The organism is Polaribacter staleyi (genome assembly GCF_038024045.1).
Lineage (GTDB): Bacteria > Bacteroidota > Bacteroidia > Flavobacteriales > Flavobacteriaceae > Polaribacter > Polaribacter butkevichii.
The window spans coordinates 2,543,629-2,563,868 of sequence record NZ_CP150665.1; the positions used below are offsets into that span (position 1 = coordinate 2,543,629).

At 30.8% G+C, this 20,240-nt stretch carries 18 protein-coding genes; 4 read left to right on the top strand and 14 right to left on the bottom strand.

Annotated elements, in window-relative coordinates:
• Window positions 1–102: 102 nt before the first annotated feature.
• Together WHD07_RS10940 and WHD07_RS10945 are read left to right on the top strand one after the other, a co-directional pair.
• Window positions 103–645, top strand: coding sequence for a GNAT family N-acetyltransferase (locus WHD07_RS10940; RefSeq protein ID WP_343328413.1), 543 nt, complete (start codon window positions 103–105; stop codon window positions 643–645).
• Window positions 635–985: a hypothetical protein gene (locus WHD07_RS10945; RefSeq protein WP_105049756.1), complete on the top strand. Its 351-nt coding sequence runs from the start codon at window positions 635–637 to the stop codon at window positions 983–985. Before WHD07_RS10940 ends, WHD07_RS10945 begins: the two co-directional genes overlap by 11 nt.
• Before the next feature lie 6 nt (window positions 986–991).
• On the opposite strand, the gene WHD07_RS10950 is transcribed toward WHD07_RS10945, so the two are convergent.
• From WHD07_RS10950 to WHD07_RS10975, 6 genes are all read right to left on the bottom strand, one after another.
• A complete protein-coding gene (locus WHD07_RS10950) occupies window positions 992–1,462 on the bottom strand; it encodes a CBS domain-containing protein (protein ID WP_343328414.1) in 471 nt (156 codons plus the stop codon).
• A gap of 247 nt (window positions 1,463–1,709) precedes the next feature.
• A complete protein-coding gene (pyk, locus tag WHD07_RS10955; RefSeq protein ID WP_343328415.1) occupies window positions 1,710–3,137 on the bottom strand; it encodes a pyruvate kinase in 1,428 nt (475 codons plus the stop codon).
• Window positions 3,138–3,139: 2 nt separating this feature from the next.
• Entirely contained in the window at window positions 3,140–3,610 is a 471-nt protein-coding gene (locus WHD07_RS10960; protein ID WP_105049753.1) for an IPExxxVDY family protein, read from the bottom strand.
• A 305-nt stretch (window positions 3,611–3,915) separates the two neighbouring features.
• Complete coding sequence (gene rnc, locus WHD07_RS10965) at window positions 3,916–4,653, bottom strand: ribonuclease III (RefSeq protein WP_105049752.1); 738 nt, start codon at window positions 4,651–4,653, stop codon at window positions 3,916–3,918.
• A gap of 6 nt (window positions 4,654–4,659) precedes the next feature.
• Window positions 4,660–5,913, bottom strand: a complete 1,254-nt coding sequence (fabF, locus tag WHD07_RS10970; RefSeq protein ID WP_105049751.1) for a beta-ketoacyl-ACP synthase II — start codon at window positions 5,911–5,913, stop codon at window positions 4,660–4,662.
• 6 nt (window positions 5,914–5,919) lie between these two features.
• Window positions 5,920–6,156, bottom strand: coding sequence for an acyl carrier protein (locus WHD07_RS10975; RefSeq protein ID WP_004569249.1), 237 nt, complete (start codon window positions 6,154–6,156; stop codon window positions 5,920–5,922).
• A gap of 171 nt (window positions 6,157–6,327) precedes the next feature.
• On the opposite strand from WHD07_RS10975, the gene WHD07_RS10980 reads away from it, so the two are divergent.
• On the top strand, window positions 6,328–6,900 hold the full coding sequence (locus WHD07_RS10980; protein WP_105049750.1) for a phosphoribosylglycinamide formyltransferase: 573 nt from the start codon (window positions 6,328–6,330) through the stop codon (window positions 6,898–6,900).
• Window positions 6,893–7,528 carry a ribonuclease H family protein gene (locus WHD07_RS10985; RefSeq protein ID WP_343328416.1) on the top strand — a complete coding sequence of 212 codons (636 nt, stop codon included), beginning with the start codon at window positions 6,893–6,895 and terminating at the stop codon, window positions 7,526–7,528. The genes WHD07_RS10980 and WHD07_RS10985 overlap by 8 nt, the downstream gene beginning before the upstream one ends.
• A gap of 126 nt (window positions 7,529–7,654) precedes the next feature.
• Here WHD07_RS10985 and WHD07_RS10990 read toward each other — a convergent pair whose 3' ends face one another.
• The 8 genes from WHD07_RS10990 to WHD07_RS11025 all read right to left on the bottom strand — a co-directional run bounded on the left by WHD07_RS10990 (window position 7,655) and on the right by WHD07_RS11025 (window position 20,235).
• Window positions 7,655–9,121: a RagB/SusD family nutrient uptake outer membrane protein gene (locus WHD07_RS10990; RefSeq protein WP_343328417.1), complete on the bottom strand. Its 1,467-nt coding sequence runs from the start codon at window positions 9,119–9,121 to the stop codon at window positions 7,655–7,657.
• A gap of 12 nt (window positions 9,122–9,133) precedes the next feature.
• Window positions 9,134–12,451 carry a TonB-dependent receptor gene (locus WHD07_RS10995; RefSeq protein ID WP_343328418.1) on the bottom strand — a complete coding sequence of 1,106 codons (3,318 nt, stop codon included), beginning with the start codon at window positions 12,449–12,451 and terminating at the stop codon, window positions 9,134–9,136.
• A 205-nt stretch (window positions 12,452–12,656) separates the two neighbouring features.
• The gene (locus WHD07_RS11000) at window positions 12,657–13,829 is read right to left on the bottom strand and encodes a FecR family protein (protein WP_343328419.1); all 1,173 of its coding nucleotides are present in this window, start codon (window positions 13,827–13,829) and stop codon (window positions 12,657–12,659) included.
• Window positions 13,830–13,948: 119 nt separating this feature from the next.
• A complete protein-coding gene (locus tag WHD07_RS11005; RefSeq protein WP_343328420.1) occupies window positions 13,949–14,506 on the bottom strand; it encodes an RNA polymerase sigma-70 factor in 558 nt (185 codons plus the stop codon).
• Window positions 14,507–14,681: 175 nt separating this feature from the next.
• Window positions 14,682–15,422, bottom strand: coding sequence for a succinate dehydrogenase/fumarate reductase iron-sulfur subunit (locus WHD07_RS11010; RefSeq protein ID WP_105049736.1), 741 nt, complete (start codon window positions 15,420–15,422; stop codon window positions 14,682–14,684).
• Between the two features lie 10 nt (window positions 15,423–15,432).
• Window positions 15,433–17,445 (bottom strand): fumarate reductase/succinate dehydrogenase flavoprotein subunit, encoded by a 2,013-nt coding sequence (locus tag WHD07_RS11015; protein WP_343328421.1) that lies wholly within the window; start codon window positions 17,443–17,445, stop codon window positions 15,433–15,435.
• A gap of 12 nt (window positions 17,446–17,457) precedes the next feature.
• The gene (locus WHD07_RS11020; protein WP_343328422.1) at window positions 17,458–18,123 is read right to left on the bottom strand and encodes a succinate dehydrogenase cytochrome b subunit; all 666 of its coding nucleotides are present in this window, start codon (window positions 18,121–18,123) and stop codon (window positions 17,458–17,460) included.
• A 249-nt stretch (window positions 18,124–18,372) separates the two neighbouring features.
• On the bottom strand, window positions 18,373–20,235 hold the full coding sequence (locus tag WHD07_RS11025) for an SLC13 family permease (RefSeq protein ID WP_343328423.1): 1,863 nt from the start codon (window positions 20,233–20,235) through the stop codon (window positions 18,373–18,375).
• Window positions 20,236–20,240: the final 5 nt, after the last annotated feature.

Below are 20,240 nucleotides of genomic sequence, written 5' to 3' on the forward strand. Positions count from 1 at the left end.
TTGCAACACCATTGCAATTTTATTCGGTTACAAAACAATTACTTTCGGTTGTAATTACTTGTAGTCGTTTGTAAACGGATATTTTTTAAGTATATTTACTCTATGAAAATTCAATTAGAAACAAAAAGATTAATTCTTAGAGACCTTATAATAAGTGATTTAGAAGGTATGTTTGAATTAGATTCTAACCCAGAGGTACATAAATATTTAGGAAATAATACCATTAAAACCAAAGCAGAGGCAGAAAAAAATATTGCTTTTGTTAGGAGGCAATACCAAGAAAATGGTATTGGAAGATTTGCTGTTATAGAAAAAAAATCGGGTAATTTTATAGGTTGGTCTGGATTAAAACTAAATAAAGGTAAAAAAGAAAGTTTAAATGGTTACCAAGATTTTATTGATATTGGCTATCGATTTATTCCTAAATATTGGAAAAAAGGGTATGGATTAGAATCTGCAATTACCTGTTTAGATTATGGTTTTAAAACCATGAGTTATAATATTATTTATGGAGCTGCAGAAACAAGAAATATTGGTTCTAATAAGATTTTACAAAAAATTGGTTTGCAATTTGTTAATGAATTTAAAGAAGGTAATAAGCAAGTAAATTGGTATGAACTAAAAAAAATAAATTATGGAAAGTAGAAAGTGTTTAGAGTGTGATGAAATAGTAAAGGGTAGAATTGATAAGAAATTTTGTTCTGATTATTGCAGAAATGCTTATAACAATCGTGTTAATAAAGACAGTAAAAACCTTATCAGAAATATTAATAATCGTCTTAGAAAAAACTATAAAATTTTATCAGAATTAAATACTTCCGGAAAAACAAAAGTAACTAGAACCAAATTATATGATAAAGGTTTCGACTTTCAGTTTTTTACCTCTATTTATAAAACAAAAACAGGTAATACTTATTTTTATATTTACAATGAAGGTTATTTGGCTTTAGAAAATGAAACCTTTTTATTGATCAGAAAAGAATAATACAGTTTAACTATTCCAAGTATTACCTTTTACACTTATCGCAGCCTTTAAAACATCTTTTTGACTAAGTTGTCCTATTAATTTTCCGTTTTCTACAACAGGAAATCTTCTTCTGTGCGAGCTAATAAATTTAAAAGCAGCATCAAAAATATTCATGTTTTTATCAATCGTATCCACATCTGTAACCATATATTTACCTACAGTATTATTAGTATCAGAAGGCATATTGTAATATTTACTTTCAGAAATATGTTTAATACAATCAGTTTCAGAAATAATACCAATCAATTCATTCTTATCGTTCACAACCGGTCCTCCAGAAATTTTATAGGTAATTAATTGGTTAATTACATGGTCTAAAGTGTCTTCAGCTTTAAAAGTTACTAATTTTGTTGTCATATAATCAGATACTAAAATTTGTGACTCATCTTTTCCTTGACTTACGTCTCTTTTTCCTTGAAAGCTTTTAATTGCCATAATAGTTTCGTTTTTAGTTCTTTTAAATGTACTGTTTTTTCTGTTTTATGCAACATTTACATTCATTTTTTTTTAATTTCTTATAAATAAAGAATCTTATTTATCAAATAATCATTTAAAAATAATTATTATTCTTCTTTCTGTATTTTTTTTTAAATAGATACAACATTAAAAACTTTATTTTCACACAAAAAAAAGCATCTTGACAAAATCAAGATGCTTTTTAAATATTCTTAAAGACTTGTATTTAGTCTATTTCAGATACTCTTAAGGTATTTACCATACCTTTAGCTTCTACTGGCATAGAAGTAAGATTAATCATTAAATCTCCTTCTTTAACAAAGCCTTTTTCTTTAGATATTTTATTAATATCTACAACTGTATCATCCGTACTTAAGTTTTTATCGTAATAAAAAGCTTTTACACCCCAAAGTAAATTTAGTTTTCCTAAAATTCTTCTTTCTGATGAAAATGCTAAAATTTTAGCTTGTGGTCTCCATGCAGAAATTTGGAATGCAGTATACCCACTATTTGTTAATGTAGAAATTGCGGTTGCATCAATATCATTTGCCATTAATGCTGCGTGATGACAAACTGATTTTGTTATAAATCTGTTTGTTCTAATATGTGGTGCTTCGTGTGGTACTTTAATCATGTTAGAGTTCTCTACAGCTCTAATGATTTCAGACATTTTTTGAATTACTCTTAATGGGTGTTTCCCTACAGATGTTTCTCCAGATAACATTACTGCATCTGCACCATCCATAATAGAGTTTGCAACATCATTAACTTCTGCTCTTGTTGGCACAGGATTGTCAATCATTGTTTCCATCATTTGCGTTGCAATAATTACAGGAATTCTTGCTCTCTTAGCACGTCTCACTAATTTTTTCTGAATTAATGGCACATCTTGCATAGGTATTTCTACTCCTAAATCTCCACGGGCAACCATTAATCCATCACAATAAGGAATTAAGGCATCTATATTTGCAACTGCTTCTGGTTTTTCTATTTTAGCAATTACAGGGACTCTATAATCTGAATGTTCATCAATTAAATCGCGTAACATTCTTAAATCTTCTGGTGTTCTTACAAAAGAAAGCGCCATCCAATCTATATTTAAACCTAAGGCAAAAATAGCATCTTCTTTATCTTTTTCTGTTAACGCTGGTAAAGAAATAGCAGTGTTAGGTAGGTTTACTCCTTTTTTAGAATGTAAAGGTCCACCAACAATTACTTTTACAACAACGGCTTTATCTTTATCTGTAGAAACTACTTCAAATAATAATTTACCATCATCCACCAAAATTTGTTCACCAACTTTTACATCTTTAGGAAAACGTTGGTACGTCATAAATGCTTTGTTCTTGTTACCAACACATTTCTCTGTAGTAAAAGTAAATAAGTCTCCATCTTTTAAAACTACATTTTCTTCCATTACTCCTACACGAAGTTTTGGTCCTTGTAAATCTGCTAAAATGGCTACGTTAAATCCTTCTTCTTCATTAATTTCTCTAATTCTTTGTACGTTTTGTTTTACGATATCGTAATTTGCATGAGAAAAATTAATTCTAAAAACATTGACACCAGCAACGGCCAATTCTTTCATTTTTTCTTTGGTATCTATTGCTGGACCTAAGGTTGCAACTATTTTTGTTTTTTTGTAGTTTTTCATGTTTAAAATATTAAAAAGTCTTTAGACTTTAAGGTGTTTTTATCTATTGAATATGCCGTAATTACATTGTCAATACTTTTAATTCTATTTATCGTTTTCAAAACAAATTCATCTTCTGATACTCCACAAATTTTTAAAAAGAAATCTACTTTTTTCTTTTCTGGAATTAAATATGTTTTTGTTTCTAATGTTAGTAATAACTGATTAGACGCTGTTTGATTTTCTCCTTTATAACTATTTGCTATTAAAAAACAATCGAAATCGAATTCTATATTTTTATATTTATAAATAGAAAAAGAGGATTTCTTTTTTTCTCTAACAAACTCTAAATCTTCTTTTGCTTTATAAAACCTTGCGTTTAGGTTTTTATTTAATAAGTAGGCAAGTTTATAATCTTCTAAGGTAGAATGGATGCCTATTAAAGAATATTCTTCTTCAAAAAAATCGTCCATTTCTAAAGCGTGTACCTGCATAAATTATAACTAATACTCGTTTCTATGAGTTAGCTAAATTACTAATTGTTTACGAATTTTAGTGTTAATTTAACGAAAACGTTATCGTTGTTACTTTAAATTAATGCATTCTTGAAATAATAAGTACGTTCTATTTTTTGCTTCTTAAAAAATTATTACAGCTTTTAAAATAACGTTATTTTTTTATTCTTTCCTTAAAAAAAGTACTCTAAACAAGTTGTAGAATCAAACCAAAAAAATTATTTTAATTATATATGCAGATTTAGGCTTTTACAAGTTATGTAATACACAAAAACCTTAGCTATTTACCCCAAAGAAATCTCTTCCTGAAAAGCAAAATATACTCTTTTAGCTGCTTGTTCTTCTGCTTTTTTCTTAGAAGTGGCTCTACCTTTGGCTATTTGCTCGCCATCTATACTAACCTTTACACTAAAATGTTTAATAGCCTCGTTACCAGAATCTTCGTAAGTATCAAAAGTATATTTCTTCTTTTGTTTCTGACACCACTCTATAATAAGACCTTTGTAACTGGTTATTTTTCCTTCTAGTTTTTCTATATCAACGTAAGGAACAATTACATTTTCGTAAATAAATTTCTGACAGGTATTGTAGTTTTTATCTAAATAAATAGCACCTACTAATGCTTCAAAAATATTACCATGAATATTATCACCAACGTTAGCTTGATCTATATTACTTTTTACAAATCGTATTAAGTCTAAATCTTTACCTAATTCATTTAAATGCTCTCTACTTACTATTTTAGAGCGCATCTGCGTAAGGTAACCTTCACTTCCCGTAGGAACTTTTTTATACAAATAGGCAGCAATTACAGAACCTAAAATAGAATCACCTAAAAACTCTAAGCGTTCATAATTAATTGGTATTCCTTTACTGTCTAGCATTTGCACAGATCTATGTGTAAATGCTTTTTTGTATTTATTAATACTTCTTGGTGAAAAGTTGAGTAATTTTTTTAATTCGTTATATAATTGTGCGTCCTCTTCATTGCGAGGCTTTACTATTTTACGAATAAAATTCATAGAGTATTATTCATCTAATTTTCTAAATGCAACACATGCATTATGACCACCAAAACCAAACGTATTACTCATAGCTACTTTAATATCGCGCTTTTGAGCTTTATTTAAAGTTAAGTTTAATTCTGGATTGATGTTTTCATCTACATTAACATGGTTAATTGTTGGTGGTACAATACTATGTTTCATTGCCAAAATAGCAGCAATAGATTCAATAGCTCCTGCAGCACCCAACAAGTGACCTGTCATTGATTTTGTAGAATTAATATTGATGTTTTTAGCATGTTCTCCAAAAACCTCAGAAATTGCTTTTAATTCGGCAACATCACCTAAAGGTGTAGAAGTACCATGTGTATTAATATGGTCTACATCTTCTGGATTAATTCCTGAATTTTCTAAACAATTTTTCATTACAGCAATTACACCAACTCCTTCTGGATGTGGTGCTGTCATATGATAAGCATCAGAAGACATACCGCCTCCAATAACCTCTGCATAAATTTTTGCTCCTCTAGCTTTGGCATGTTCATATTCTTCTAGTACAATAGCACCTGCTCCTTCACCTAACACAAAACCATCACGTTCTGCATCAAAAGGTCTAGAAGCTGTTTCTGGGCTTTCGTTTCTTGTAGATAAAGCGTGCATAGCATTAAAACCACCCACACCAGAAATTACAACTGCAGCTTCAGAGCCACCAGTTACAATAACATCACAAGTACCTAATCGAATATAATTTAAAGCATCTATCATTGCGTTAGCTGATGATGCACATGCAGAAACTGTAGTATAATTTGGCCCCATAAATCCATTCTTAATAGAAATGTTTCCTGGTGCAATATCTGCAATCATTTTTGGGATAAAGAAAGGATTAAATCTTGGTGTGCCATCTCCTGCTCCAAAATTTATGGCTTCGTTTTGAAAAGTTTCTAAACCTCCAATTCCAGCTCCCCAAATTACACCTACGCGTAATTTGTTAATTTTTTCTAAGTCTAGGCTTGCATCTGCAATAGCTTCATCAGAAGCTACCATTGCATACTGCGTAAACCTATCCATTTTACGGGCGTCTTTTCTATTGATAAAGTCCGTAACTTCAAAGTTCTTTAATTCACATGCAAAACGAGTTTTGAACTTGGCAGCATCAAAACCTTTAATAGGCGCTGCACCGCTAACTCCGTTAACTAAAGCATTCCAATATTCTTCAATATTATTACCAATTGGCGTTAGTGCGCCAAGTCCAGTGACTACAACTCGTTTTAATTGCATATAAATTTACTTTTTTGCTTCTTCAATATAGCTAACTGCTTGACCTACTGTTCCGATGTTTTCAGCTTGATCGTCTGGAATTTGAATATCGAATTCTTTTTCGAATTCCATAATTAACTCAACAGTATCCAAAGAATCTGCTCCTAAATCGTTTGTGAAGCTAGCTTCTGTTGTTACTTCGTTATCGTCTACTCCTAATTTGTCTACGATAATAGCTTTTACTCTTGATGCAATGTCTGACATAATTTTGTGTTTTTTAAAATTTTAATCGTGGCAAAAATACGAATCTTAACAATTAAAACTAATTTTTGCCGTAAAAATGATTCTTAAAAGTAAAGAAAAATATTTAATCTTCACTTAAAACAATCTAATTGTTAATAATTATTCTTTTTTTTGTAGCCTAGAAATGAAGTTATGAAACGTATTGTTATTTTTGCATCTGGTTCTGGAACGAACGCCGAAAACATTATTAAATTTTTTAATCATACTAAAACCGCTAAGGTTACTACCGTATTATGTAACAATGAACATGCCAAAGTTTTTGATAGATGTAAAAATTTAGACATCAAATGTTTACATTTTAAAAAAGAAGCTTTTTTTACTACGGATGAAATTCTAAATCTCTTAAAAGAGCAAGCAGATTATATTATTTTGGCCGGTTTTTTATGGAAAATTCCAACAAAAATTATTGATGCTTTTCCTAATAAAATCATCAATATTCACCCTGCTTTATTGCCAAAATATGGAGGAAAAGGGATGTACGGAATGAACGTTCATAAAGCTGTAAAAGAAAATAAAGAAACAGAAACAGGCATCACTATTCACTACGTAAATGCCAATTATGATGAAGGAGCTATCATTTTTCAAGAAAAAACAGCTCTTTTAAGTGAAGATACACCAGAAAAAATCGCAGAAAAGATTCATATTTTAGAACAACGTTACTTTCCAAGAGTTATTGAAGATGTAATTTTAACTATAAATGAGTAAAAAAAAGTTTTATGTTGTTTGGAACGGACGTAGAAAAGGTGTTTTTACTTCTTGGAAAGTCTGTAAAAAGCAAATTGAAGGTTTTGAAGGCGCACAATACAAATCTTTTGCCGATTTAAACGAAGCCGAAATTGCGGCTACCAAAAACTATGCAGATTACGTTGGTAAAGACACTAAAAAACCAACTTTATCATCCGCAGAAAAAGAAAAATTAGGGAGACCTATTTTAGAAAGTATTTCTGTAGACGCTGCTTGCTCTGGAAATCCTGGAAAAATGGAATACAGAGGTGTTTTAACACATAATAAGAAACAAATTTTTATAAAAGGTCCTTTTGCTAAGGGAACCAATAATATTGGCGAATTTTTAGCTTTAGTACACGGAATTGCGCTTTTAAAGAGTAAGAACAAAGAGCATATTCCTATTTATTCTGATTCTAAGATTGCCATGAGTTGGGTAAAACAGAAAAGATGTAAAACCAACATGCATTTTGATGCTTCTAATAAAGATTTATTAGACTTGATAAAAAGAGCCGAAAAATGGCTGAAAGAAAACACATATAAAAATCCTATTTTGAAATGGGAAACCAAAGCTTGGGGAGAAATTCCTGCAGATTTTGGAAGGAAATAGATTCATTGATATTATCAATTGTTTACAAATAGAAAAGCCCGGAACTAATAATTAGTTTCGGGCTTTTTTTACTAAAAAATTTCAATCAATTTTATAAACTAGTATATCTATCTTGTAGAAAATAAATTAGTAGTTATTTTGCTCTAAAATACCTTCAGATAAAGTTACTTGATCTACAGGAATTGGCATTAACTCATGTTTTCCTTCTATAAACCCATAAGGACTTAATAAAGCGCCTGCTCTTCCAGTTCTTACCAAATCATGAAAACGAAAACCTTCTCCTGCCAATTCTACACGTCTTTCATGATAAATAGCATCTAATAATGGTTGACCTGATAATGTATTTGGTAAATTAGGTACTACAGTAGGTAAAGCTGTACCTCTTGCTCTAGTTCTAACTTTGTTAACATATTCTATTGCCTTTACAGGATTTGTATTATAAATTGCTTCTGCATACATTAAATAAGCATCTGCAAGTCTAATAATACGAATGTTATTTGCACTATTGTTATCACCTCCTATGGTTGGTTTTGTATAATTTGTATATGGAGCCCAAGCATACTTTCTTACATACCAATCTGTACCATAAGGAGCATCTATAAAAAACATCGTTGCATTTAATCTAGGATCATTTGCTTCATATTCATTTCTTAAACCGTCTCTTGCTTGTACAAAACCTCCTCCTTTATTACTAATTGGGTTTACACGTTTTGGTATACCAGTACCTAAAATACTTGCATCCGAAGAAAAATTAATTTCAAAAAGAGAACCAGAATTCCACTCACCTTCTGGCTGAAAAATGGTTGTATAGTCTGGTGTTAATTCAAAGCCTAATGCAAACAATTGATTTCCATAAGTTTCTACCTGACTCATTTTATTTTGATATAAAGACACACGCATCATCATCCCTAAAGCGGCTCCTTTATCTGCACGTCCGTTATAATTAGCATCTCTTTCTAATCTTGATGGTAAATCTGCAATTGCTATTTTTAAATCATCTTCAATAAAAGTATATGTAGCTTCTTTTGTTGCTCTAGGCACATTAACTTCTCCAATACTTAAAAGCTTGTCAATAACGGGTACACCACCAAAAGTATTTACCAAATCGAAGTAATAAAAAGCACGTAAAAAATGAGCTTCTGCTAAAATTTCCTTTTTTCTAACAGCATCATCAAAAGTGATGTTTGGTACTTTTTCTAGTACCAAATTAGCAAATAAAATACCTTTGTAGTTTACTTTCCATAATTCTCCTAATACTGGGTTTGATGTAGAAATAGTCCATTTATCTCTTTCAAATAATGGCGCATTATTTTCAGCAGTTCGTCCACCTTTAATAAAGTCGTCCGTACCTATTTCTCCAAAAATAATATCATTTCCCATGGTGCCCCAAAAATCGCTACCAGACAACTCACTCATAGAAGAGTAAGCTGCTATTAAAGCTTGCTCTGCTTGAACTGGATTTGTATAAAAATCTTCTAAAACTGGTTCTCCATAAGCCTTAGAATCTAAATTATCTGTACAGGAAACCATTACAACTAGTAACAATAACAAACTGTACTTTATATATATCTTAATATTATTATATAATTTCATAATCTATGTTTTTTAAAAGTTAATATCTAGTCCTAAAGAAACTGTTCTTGTAGATGGGTATCTACCTCTGTCTATCCCTAAATCTAAAGATGTTCTGGTACCACTTTGAGTTTCATCAACACCAAGTTCTGGATCTAAACCTCTATAATCTGTTATGGTAAATAAATTTTGAGCAGCTACGTAAATTCTAGCTTTTGAAATAAATGTTTTACTTAAAACATCTTTTGTAAAATTATATCCTATTTGAATATTTTTTAATCTTAAGTAAGATCCATCTTCTATAAGCATACTAGACTGCTTTGTATTATTAGCAAACCCAGCAAAAGTAGCTCTAGGTATAGAGTTAGAAGTACCTTCTCCTGTCCATCTTCCTAAATAATAAGTAGTTAAATTACTATCTAACTTTCCTTCTAATAAATATGCTGTAGCATTAAAAATGTCATTTCCTTGTACTCCTTGAAAAAACATGGTCATGTCAAATTGTTTGTACGTCATATCAACATTAATTCCGTAGGTAAAGTCTGGTAAAGGAGAACCTATAAATGTTCTATCATCATCATTAATTATACCATCTCCACTTATATCTTTATACCTAACATCTCCAGGCAAATTACCGCTTAAACTTGCATTATCATCTATTTCTTTTTGATTTTGAAAGATTCCGATTGCTTGTAAACCATAAAAAGATGCAATTGGTCGCCCTGCTTCTGTTCTACTAATATCTTTATAACCATTACCTGCAAAACCTGTACTAATAATACTGCCTTTTGTGGCTAAGTTAAGTACTGTATTGTCTATGATTGAGATATTACCACCCACACTAAAAAAGAAATCATTGATACTCTTTTTGTAATTTAATGAGAATTCTAAACCTTTATTTTCAATCTCACCTGCATTTATAGTGGGTGCAGATTGATATCCAGATGTTTGTAAAATAGGAGATTCTAACAACATATTAGAGGTTGTTTTTATAAAATAATCTGCAGTAAATGTAAGTGCATTATTAAATGCACCTAAATCGAAACCAATGTTTGTGGTAGTAGTTGTTTCCCATTTTAAATCTAGATTACCTGGGCTTAGTGGAGCCAAACCAATTGTAGTTGTTTCATCATTACCTAATACATAGTTTTCACTAGTACTTAAGCTACTAAATATTGCTGAGTTTGGTATGTTTTGGTTTCCTGTTTCTCCCCAACCAACACGGAATTTAAATTGATTAATAACATCAATATTGTAAAATTTTTCTTTGTGAATATTCCACGCTAAGGCTAAAGACGGAAATTGGGCAAATCTATTATTTTCTCCAAATCTAGAAGAACCATCTATTCTGTAAGTACCTGTAAATAAATACCTATCATCATAATTATAATTTACTCTACCAAAATATGATAATAATGATGAGCTAGAGATACTTCCATTATTTGTTGATGAATCTACTGAACCTGAACCTAATGTAGGGTTTTTTACTCCTTCTGGAATTGCACTTCTGGTGGCCACAACATTGTTAAAATCTAATTTTTGTGATTCATGTCCTAACAAGGCACTAATACTATGCTTTTCTTTAATTGTTGTGTTATAACTTAAGGTATTAGACCAAACGTTAACTCTATTTTCTGATCTTAACGTACTGTAAATATTTACAGGTCTATTTTGTTCTGCAGAGATATAGTATTCTGGTTGAAAGTTATCCATCTTTCTATTATTTACCTCTAAACCATAGTTAGATTTAAACTTTAAACCTTTTATTAAATCTGCTTCTATAAATACATTTCCTAAAAAGCTCTCTTTTGTTAAAGGTGTTCTTTCATAAATTGTTAACCCAACAGGATTTCTTATCTCTGTAGAGTATAAAGGTCTTGCAGGTGAACCATCTTCATTATAAATAGGAGAAACAGGGTCTACAACATACCCAATAAAAGCACTTTTATTATTAGAGTTCTGCCCAAAAGAAGCAACAGCATTAGAGGTAGACTTTGAATACTGAATGTTTTGACCTACTCTAATTTTAGGTTTTATTTTATAGGTACTATTTACTCTAAAATTTGTTCTATCAAAAGAGGTATTATTTACAATTCCTTTTTGATCTAACTTCCCAAAAGAAACGTAATAAGATGTTTTTTCACTACCACCTGATACAGATAATTGATGGCTTTGTAAAGTTCCTGTTCTGTAAACAGCATCTTTCCAATCATATGATTCTAATGATGATGGATTTGCAAAAGCAGCTTCTGGAGTAGCTCCGTCATTTACTTTTCCTTCATTATAAAGTGTAGCCCATTGCTCTGAATTCATCACCTTTAAATTATCAATTCTATTTTCTATACCTGTATAAGTTTTATAAGAAATGATAGTCCTATTTTTACTACCAACTTTAGTGGTAACTAATACAACTCCGTTAGCTCCTCTAGAACCATAAATTGCTGTAGCGGAAGCATCTTTTAAAACTTGAACAGATTCTGCATCGTCCATATTAATATTGCTAATATCATTAATAGGAACACCATCTACAATATACAATGGATCTGCATTATTAACAGTACCAACACCTCTAATTCTTACTGTTGGCGTAGATCCTGGTTGTCCAGAACTTTTTGTTACAGAAACCCCTGGCGCTCTACCTTGAATAGCTTGTGCAATAGAAGTAGATTGCGTTTGCGTTAGTTGTTCTGCACTTACAGAAGACACAGAACCTGTTACATCAGATTTTTTAACACTACCATAACCCACTAAAACAATCTCGTCTAACTGACCTACTTCTTCTTCTAAAGTAACATTAATGTCTGTTTGATTGCCTACTACAACTTCTTTCGTTTTATACCCAAGATATGAATACACTAAAACAGTACTTTTATCAGTAATAGAAATGGCATAAACACCATCAAAATCTGTAGTTGTACCATTTGTAGATCCTTTTTCTAAAACACTAACACCTGGTATTGGGTTGCCAAATTGGTCTTTTACAATACCTTTAACAGTAATCTTTACAGGATTTTCTAACTTAATAATACTTTTAGAAATAGTGTTTGGAATGTTTTTATGAATTAATACAATCTGTTTTCCAACAGTTTTATACTCAATATTAGTGTTCTTAAACAAGTTTTTTAAGACATCAAAAACAAGTGTATTTTTTACATTTACCGATACCTCCTTTGCATTATTTAATTCATTGTTATTATACAATACATTAAATTCTGTTTGAGATTCTATTGCCCTAAATACTTCTAAATAGGTAACTTTATTCAAACTTAAAGTTACTTTATCATTTTCTGAATTAGTACTTGCTTGAATTTGAAAAAGTGAAATAAATATAAGATAAGCTGTTAATTTCATTTTACGACTTATTTTATGGGGCAAGAAGTTACCTCCCCATATATTAGTTAGTTTTTTCATACTTTTGTTTTAGTTATTATTGGTTTAATAAATGTGTTAAATCATACAAGTCTTAGATTGGGAAATGTTCCAGCATTTTCCAATCTTTTTGTATATCCTAATGTGAAATCTTTTGTTTAATTCATTTTTTGTTTTTTTAAGTTGATTAATTAATAGTTATGGTATCTCCTTCTATTTTATATTTAAAAGAGAAATTTGTTTTAAAAGATTCTAAAACCTCCTGAATATTTTCTACTCTAAAAGTTGCCGTAAATGCCTGATTAGATAGTTCTTTATTATTGTTTATAATTTTGATGTTGTAATGTCTTTCTAGTCTTTTAATGATTTGTTTAAATTTTAAATTCTCTATAACCAATGTGCCATCAATCCAACTTGTATAAATGGATGTATTTACTTTTTTAATGGTGATTTTTTGATCTTTTTTATTCCATCTGGCTTTTCTACCTGGCATTAATAATTTCGATTTTTCTTCAGTGTACAATTCGTCTTTACCATACAGTCTTACTGCTCCTTCTACCAAAACTGTAAAAATATCTTTATTTTCAGCATAAGAAGACACATTAAAACTAGTACCAAGAACTCTAATATTTAAGTCGTTAGATTCCACCACAAAAGGATGTTCTTTGTCTTTGGTTACTTTAAAAAATGCTTCTCCTGTTAAGTATACTTGTCTGTTTTGTTCTTTTAAAAATTGAACGGGATACTTTAATACGGTACCTGCATTTAGGTGTACTTCGGTTCCATCAGACAAAACAAGTGAAAAGGTTTTTCCATAAGGTACTTTCAACTCATTAAAAATGAGTTTTTTAGAAATCGTTGTAGAACTATTTTTATAATTTAGTTTATTTCCTTTTTGAGCACCAACCACTTTTCCTTTATCATCAATAATTTTAGATTCCCCATTTTTGGTAATTATTTGTGTATTTCCGTTAGATAATTTTAAAACAATCTCTTCTTCAGCAATTAGATTATCTTCAATAGTTATTGCTGGTTTGTTATGGAACAAAAAGTAAGCAAATCCTATTAAACCGATAAATACTGCGGCAACTCTAGAAAATATTTTAAAATAATTAAATTTTGGTTTTGAAGCTATTGCTTCTTTTATCTTTCTCCAAGTTTCTTTCTTTTCCTTATCAATTTCACGAACAATACTTGCTCTTTTTTTACGCTCTTCTGGGTCTTTTAATCGATCCATTAATTCTTTTGCGCTCTCTTTATCAAAGTTAGATTCCATTCTTTCAGTATCTATATTTCGATCCATTAAAAAGGACGATGCAATCTCCTTTGCTAATTCTATTAATTGACTAACTCTTTTCATTTACAATAATTGTCTAGCGCTTATTCTATCAATAAACGAGCGATTTATAAAAACGGGTGAATAAAATTTAACTTTTTTTAATAAATATATAATTACAGGTACGTATAAATGCTATTTACCTAATTATTTAGCAGTAAAATAATGAAAAACTCAACAAATGGAGACTTTAAAAATAAGCGTAATTTCTTATAAGCAATTTTTTTTTGAGTTTTAACAGTGTTGATAGAAATACCTAACTCTTCAGATATTTGTTTGTTTTTAAACCCATTCATACTTAACCCTACTATTGCCCTACATTTTTCTGGTAACGTTTTTAGGCCTTTTTCAATAGCAACTGAAACCTCTTCCATAAAGAATTCTTTATCGAAATACAGATCAGATTCTAGTTCAAAATAATCTAAAGAATCAACCCTTTGTGTAAGTTTATACTCCTTACTTTTAAGATAATCGATACTTTTATTTTTTACTGAGACATACAAATAAGATTTTAAAGCTACTTTATCTTCAAATGTTATGTTGTTATTCCAAAATTTAATAAAAACATCTTGTACAATATCTTTTGCCTTCTCTAAGTTATCAATATACTTATTAGAAAACAAACACAAGGAGGTGTATAGTGAGTTGTACAGTGTATTGTACTGTTTTAAACGCTTTTCATTTTCATTCTTATAATTCAAATTTCTAATTTGCAAAATATTGAACGAATAAAGATATAACAGAAAAATAATCTTAAACGCTCTGGTTAAACTAGAACAAAAGAATGAATTAAAAACCTAAACAATGTTGTTGTCAGTTTATAAAACAGAAAAACCTGCAAAATGCAGGTTTTTCTAAAAAAAATATAACTTTGTATTATAAATTTGCCTTCATCAATTCTCTATTCATTCTAGCAATATTGTCTAAAGAAATTCCTTTAGGGCATTCTACCTCACAGGCACCTGTATTTGTACAGTTACCAAAACCTTCTAAATCCATTTGTGCAACCATGTTTTTTACACGATCTGCAGCCTCTATTTGTCCTTGTGGTAATAAAGCATACTGAGATACTTTTGCACCTACAAATAACATTGCAGAAGAGTTTTTACATGTTGCTACACAAGCACCACAACCAATACAAGCTGCTGCATCCATAGCTTCATCTGCTGCGTGTTTAGAAATAGGAAGTGAGTTAGCATCTTGTGTATTACCAGAAGTGTTTACAGAAATGTAACCACCTGCTTGTTGAATACGCTCAAAAGCCATTCTATCTACAATTAAATCTTTTATTACCGGAAATGCTGATGCTCTAAATGGCTCTATTGTAATAGTTTCTCCATCTTTAAACATACGCATATGTAACTGACAAGTAGTAATACCTCTATCAGGTCCGTGAGCTTCTCCATTAATATATAAAGAACACATTCCGCAAATACCTTCACGACAATCATGATCAAAAGCAACGGGTTGTTCACCTGCGTTTACTAATTGTTCATTTAAAACATCCAGCATTTCTAAGAAAGACATATGCTCTGAAATATCAGTCACTTTATAGTCTACCATTTGACCCTCTGAACCAGCGTCTTTTTGTCTCCAAATTTTAAGTGTTAAATTCATAATGTCTTTATTATTTGTATGAACGTTGTTTAAGTTCTATATCTTTAAATTCTAATTGTTCTTTGTGTAAAACTGCGTCTGCAGGTTCTCCTTTATATTCCCAGGCAGATACAAAAGCGAAATCTTTATCATTACGTTTTGCTTCTCCTTTTTGCTCGCCATCTAACTCTACAGATTCTTCTCTAAAGTGTCCACCACAAGACTCATTTCTTATTAAAGCATCTTTTGCAAACAACTCTCCTAATTCTAAGAAGTCTGCTACACGACCTGCTTTTTCTAGTTCAACATTCATTTCATTAGCTGCTCCAGGTACCATAACATCTTTCCAGAATTCTTCACGAATTGCTTTAATTTCTGCCATTGCAGCTTTTAAATCTTTTTCGTTACGAGACATTCCAACTTTATCCCACATTACTTTACCTAAACGCTTATGAAAATGATCTACAGATTTTGTTCCTTTATTGTTAAGGAAGAAATTAATTCTATCTGTTACTTCTTTTTCTGCGTCATCAAACTCTTTGGTATCTGTAGGTATTGCACCTGTTCTAATGTCATTAGATAAATAATCACCAATAGTATAAGGCAATACAAAGTAACCATCTGCTAAACCTTGCATTAAGGCAGAAGCCCCAAGTCTGTTCGCACCATGATCAGAGAAATTTGCTTCTCCAATACAATATAAACCTTCTACAGTAGTCATTAAGTTATAATCTACCCAAACACCACCCATTGTATAGTGGGTTGCAGGATAAATCATCATTGGAGTTTCATACGGATTTTCAGCGATGATTTTTTCATACATCTGAAATAAGTTTCCGTATTTTTCTTCAATAATTGCTTGACCTAATTCTTTAATTTTTTCCTTAGAAGGATTTTTAATACCATGTATTTTAGCTTGCTCTTTACCATAACGCTCAAAAGCAGAAGCAAAATCTAAATACACCGCTTCTCCTGTTGCATTTACTCCGTAACCAGCATCACAACGTTCTTTTGCTGCTCTAGAAGCAACATCACGTGGTACTAAGTTACCAAAGGCAGGGTAACGACGTTCTAAGTAATAATCTCTATTTTCTTCAGCAATCTCCGTAGGTTTTAATTTACCTTGCTGTATTAATTTTGCATCTTCTATTCTTGCAGGAACCCAAATTCTACCATCATTACGTAAAGATTCAGACATTAATGTTAATTTAGACTGATAATCTCCTGAACGAGGAATACACGTTGGGTGAATTTGTGTAAAACAAGGATTTGCAAAAAAGGCTCCTTTTTTATGAATTTTCCATGCTGCTGTAGCATTAGACCCCATTGCGTTGGTAGATAAGAAATAAACGTTACCGTAACCTCCTGTTGCAATTACAACTGCATGTGCAGAGTGACGTTCTATTTCTCCGGTAATTAAATTACGTGCAATAATACCTCTTGCTTTACCATCTATTTTTACAACATCTAACATTTCATGACGATTGAACATCTCAATCTTACCACGAGCAATCTGACGGTTCATTGCAGAATAACATCCTAATAATAATTGTTGTCCGGTTTGTCCTTTTGCGTAAAAAGTTCTAGAAACTAAAACTCCTCCAAAAGAACGATTGTCTAACAAACCACCATAATCACGTGCAAAAGGAACTCCTTGTGCCACACATTGATCTATAATATTACCAGATACTTCTGCTAAACGGTGTACGTTTGCTTCACGAGAACGGTAATCTCCTCCTTTTACAGTATCGTAAAATAATCTGTAATTAGAATCTCCATCTCCTTGATAGTTTTTTGCTGCATTAATACCTCCTTGTGCTGCAATAGAATGCGCTCTACGTGGAGAATCTTGATAAGCAAATGCTTTTACGTTATATCCTAATTCTGCTAACGTTGCCGCTGCAGAACCACCTGCTAAACCTGTACCAACAACTATAATATCTATATTACGTTTGTTTGCTGGGTTTACAAGATTAATTTTGTCTTTATAAATTGTCCACTTATCTTTAATTGGACCTTCTGGTACTTTTGAATCTAAAGCCATAGTTATTTAAGATTAATGGTTATGATTAAAATGATGAAACAATGCAATAATGATAAATCCTAAAGGAATAACTACTGAATAGATTTTACCAAAATTTTGTAATGCTTTTTTTCTTCCTGCGGTAACTCCCATCGATTGAAAAGCAGATGTAAAACCGTGTGCTAAATGCAATCCTAAGAAAACAAATGCTACTACATAAGCAGCTACTCGCCAGATTGGAATAAATTTTTCTTGTAATTCATGAAAATATCTTGTTGGATCTTCTGGCAACACAGCAACGTATTTGTGGTTTAATTCTGGAATCCAGAAATCAATAAAATGTAGTGCAATAAAAGCTAAAATAGCCAATCCACTATAAATCATGTTTCTACTCATCCATGTAGAATTAGCTGCTCCATTGTTTTTAACATAGGCAACTCCGTTTGCTTTTTTGTTTTTCAATTCTAATACAAACCCCATCACAAAGTGAAAAACAACTCCAAAAATTAATACAGGCTGCAAAGCAAATTGTATTAAAGGATTTGTACCCATAAAATGAGATAATTGATTAAAGAGCTCTTCACTAAAAAGTGAGGTAACATTAACCGCTAAATGTATAATTAAGAAAAACATGAGGAAGAATGCAGAAAGCGCCATGGCTATCTTTCTTCCAACTGAAGATTTGAAAAATCCGCTCATTGTATAAATGTATAATTAAGTTATAATTGTTGTTTTACAAATGTACCATTTACATATTCTTTATTGAAATATAATGGTTATTTTTTAGTTATTTAGAATCGTTTTAATAAAGAAAATAAATTCACCTTAAAACGCTAAACAACAGATTCTTACATATTAATATTTATTAAAAAATAATGACAAATTATATCTTTTATTAAATTGGTAAACCAAAAAAAGAGTTAAAATAAAATCCCTTTTAATAGTGCTTTAACTATATGGCCAAATTATAGGTATCAACACAATGCTTACTATAAAAAACATTAAAAGTAAAATAGCACCACTTTTTAAATAATCTGTAAACTTATAATTACCTGCATTCATTACCATTGTATTTGTTGGCGTACCAAAAGGTGTTAAAAAAGCCGTAGACGCACTAACAGCTAATGCCATCATAAATGGATGTGGAGAATACCCTAACTCTAAAGATGCTACCAAAACAATTGGCGCCATTAAAATGGCCGTTGCAGTATTACTCATTACCTGACTTAAAAAAGAAGTAATTAAGAAGATACCTGCTAAAAAATATGTGGGATGTTTTTCTCCCACTAATAAAATCATAGAATCTGCAATAAATTTTGCGCCTCCGGTTTTTTGAAGTGCAACCCCCATCGGTATCATACCTGCCATTATTATAATCACATTCCAATTAATAGATCTATAAGATTGATTCATATTAATACAACCACCCGCAATCATAATAAAAGCAGTTAACATTACTGTTATTGATGAAGAATAAGGCCCCCAAATAAACATGCAAACCATAAATATCATTGCCAAAATAGAAATAACACCTTTTCTTGTTATGGTACCTACTTCTTTAGATAGTTCTTCTGGAGAACCAATAATCAAGAAATCTCTACTTTCTTCTTGAATTGCTTTAATATCTTCCCATTTTGCTCTTACCAAAATAACGTCTCCTTCTTGCAAATCGAATTCTCTACCCCTAATTCTTTTGTTGTATCTACTTACTGCAATAACTTGTAAATTGTATTTTTTACCAAATCTACCAGTATTAATATGTCTACCTCTATAATTAGATTTTGGTGCAATAATCAATTCACACATTCCAATCTCATCAGAAAGTACATTTTGTTTGATAAATTCACCATCAACATCGGTTAATTTAGTTGCTGCTACATTATATTTATCAATAAATCTATGAATACGATTTTCACTACAGTTTACAATAAGCTCATCGCCAACATTCATTTGTCTATTTAAATCTGGAAACTCATCTAAATCACTTTTTTTAAAACCTACTTTTTTAAGAAAAGAAGTTGTAATATCTTCTTTAGAAATCATTTTTATAATAGTTACTCCCATTAATGACCCTAACTTTAACTCTTTCATTGTTTTACCAACAGCAGAAGAATTAGGTCTAATTCTTACCCTCCAAAATCCTTCAAATAATTGATAAGAATCTTCTATACTTTGTATTGATTCATCAATATCTTCTAACCTTCTAGATTTATTACTTGGTAATAACTTTGTACCCAAATAACGCATATAAATTACTGTTAAAAACAATAAAGGAACTCCTATATAAGCAAATTCAAAAAAGCCAAATTCAGGAATACCTGCATCTATCATTGCTTGGTTTGTTACAATATTTGTGGGTGTACCTGTAAGGGTTAACAACCCTCCAGTTGCCGCTGCAAACGACAAGGGAATTAACATTTTTGAAGCAGGTGTTTTCAACCTCCAAGAAGCTGCAATTATAACAGGCATTAAAGAGGCAACTGTACCTGTGTTACTCATAAAAGCAGATAAAATAGCAGAACCTATAATAATTAAAACTAATAACTTATTTGAATTATTTTTAGATAACACAATAATTTTATTACCCAACCAAGAAGTCAATCCGGTTCTACTCATTGCTTCTCCAACAATAAAAAGACCTGCAATTAAAATAATACTTGAGTTGCTAAATCCAGAAAATGTTTCACCAACAGTTAAAACGCCTGTCATACTTAATGCCATCATACTAGTGATAGCTACAATATCTGGCCTAATTTTTCCGGAAACAAAAAGAATAATTGTTATTGCTAAAATAATAAATGTAGTTGTCATAGTTT

Bases quoted from the DNA above. Each gene is read 5' to 3' on its own strand.
- WHD07_RS10940 (WP_343328413.1), top strand. From the start codon at position 103: ATGAAAATTCAATTAGAAACAAAAAGATTAATTCTTAGAGACCTTATA.
- WHD07_RS10945 (WP_105049756.1), top strand. From the start codon at position 635: ATGGAAAGTAGAAAGTGTTTAGAGTGTGATGAAATAGTAAAGGGTAGA.
- WHD07_RS10950 (WP_343328414.1), bottom strand. From the start codon at position 1,462: ATGGCAATTAAAAGCTTTCAAGGAAAAAGAGACGTAAGTCAAGGAAAA.
- pyk (WP_343328415.1), bottom strand. From the start codon at position 3,137: ATGAAAAACTACAAAAAAACAAAAATAGTTGCAACCTTAGGTCCAGCA.
- WHD07_RS10960 (WP_105049753.1), bottom strand. From the start codon at position 3,610: ATGCAGGTACACGCTTTAGAAATGGACGATTTTTTTGAAGAAGAATAT.
- rnc (WP_105049752.1), bottom strand. From the start codon at position 4,653: ATGAATTTTATTCGTAAAATAGTAAAGCCTCGCAATGAAGAGGACGCA.
- fabF (WP_105049751.1), bottom strand. From the start codon at position 5,913: ATGCAATTAAAACGAGTTGTAGTCACTGGACTTGGCGCACTAACGCCA.
- WHD07_RS10975 (WP_004569249.1), bottom strand. From the start codon at position 6,156: ATGTCAGACATTGCATCAAGAGTAAAAGCTATTATCGTAGACAAATTA.
- WHD07_RS10980 (WP_105049750.1), top strand. From the start codon at position 6,328: ATGAAACGTATTGTTATTTTTGCATCTGGTTCTGGAACGAACGCCGAA.
- WHD07_RS10985 (WP_343328416.1), top strand. From the start codon at position 6,893: ATGAGTAAAAAAAAGTTTTATGTTGTTTGGAACGGACGTAGAAAAGGT.
- WHD07_RS10990 (WP_343328417.1), bottom strand. From the start codon at position 9,121: ATGAAATTATATAATAATATTAAGATATATATAAAGTACAGTTTGTTA.
- WHD07_RS10995 (WP_343328418.1), bottom strand. From the start codon at position 12,451: ATGAAATTAACAGCTTATCTTATATTTATTTCACTTTTTCAAATTCAA.
- WHD07_RS11000 (WP_343328419.1), bottom strand. From the start codon at position 13,829: ATGAAAAGAGTTAGTCAATTAATAGAATTAGCAAAGGAGATTGCATCG.
- WHD07_RS11010 (WP_105049736.1), bottom strand. From the start codon at position 15,422: ATGAATTTAACACTTAAAATTTGGAGACAAAAAGACGCTGGTTCAGAG.
- WHD07_RS11015 (WP_343328421.1), bottom strand. From the start codon at position 17,445: ATGGCTTTAGATTCAAAAGTACCAGAAGGTCCAATTAAAGATAAGTGG.
- WHD07_RS11020 (WP_343328422.1), bottom strand. From the start codon at position 18,123: ATGAGCGGATTTTTCAAATCTTCAGTTGGAAGAAAGATAGCCATGGCG.
- WHD07_RS11025 (WP_343328423.1), bottom strand. From the start codon at position 20,235: ATGACAACTACATTTATTATTTTAGCAATAACAATTATTCTTTTTGTT.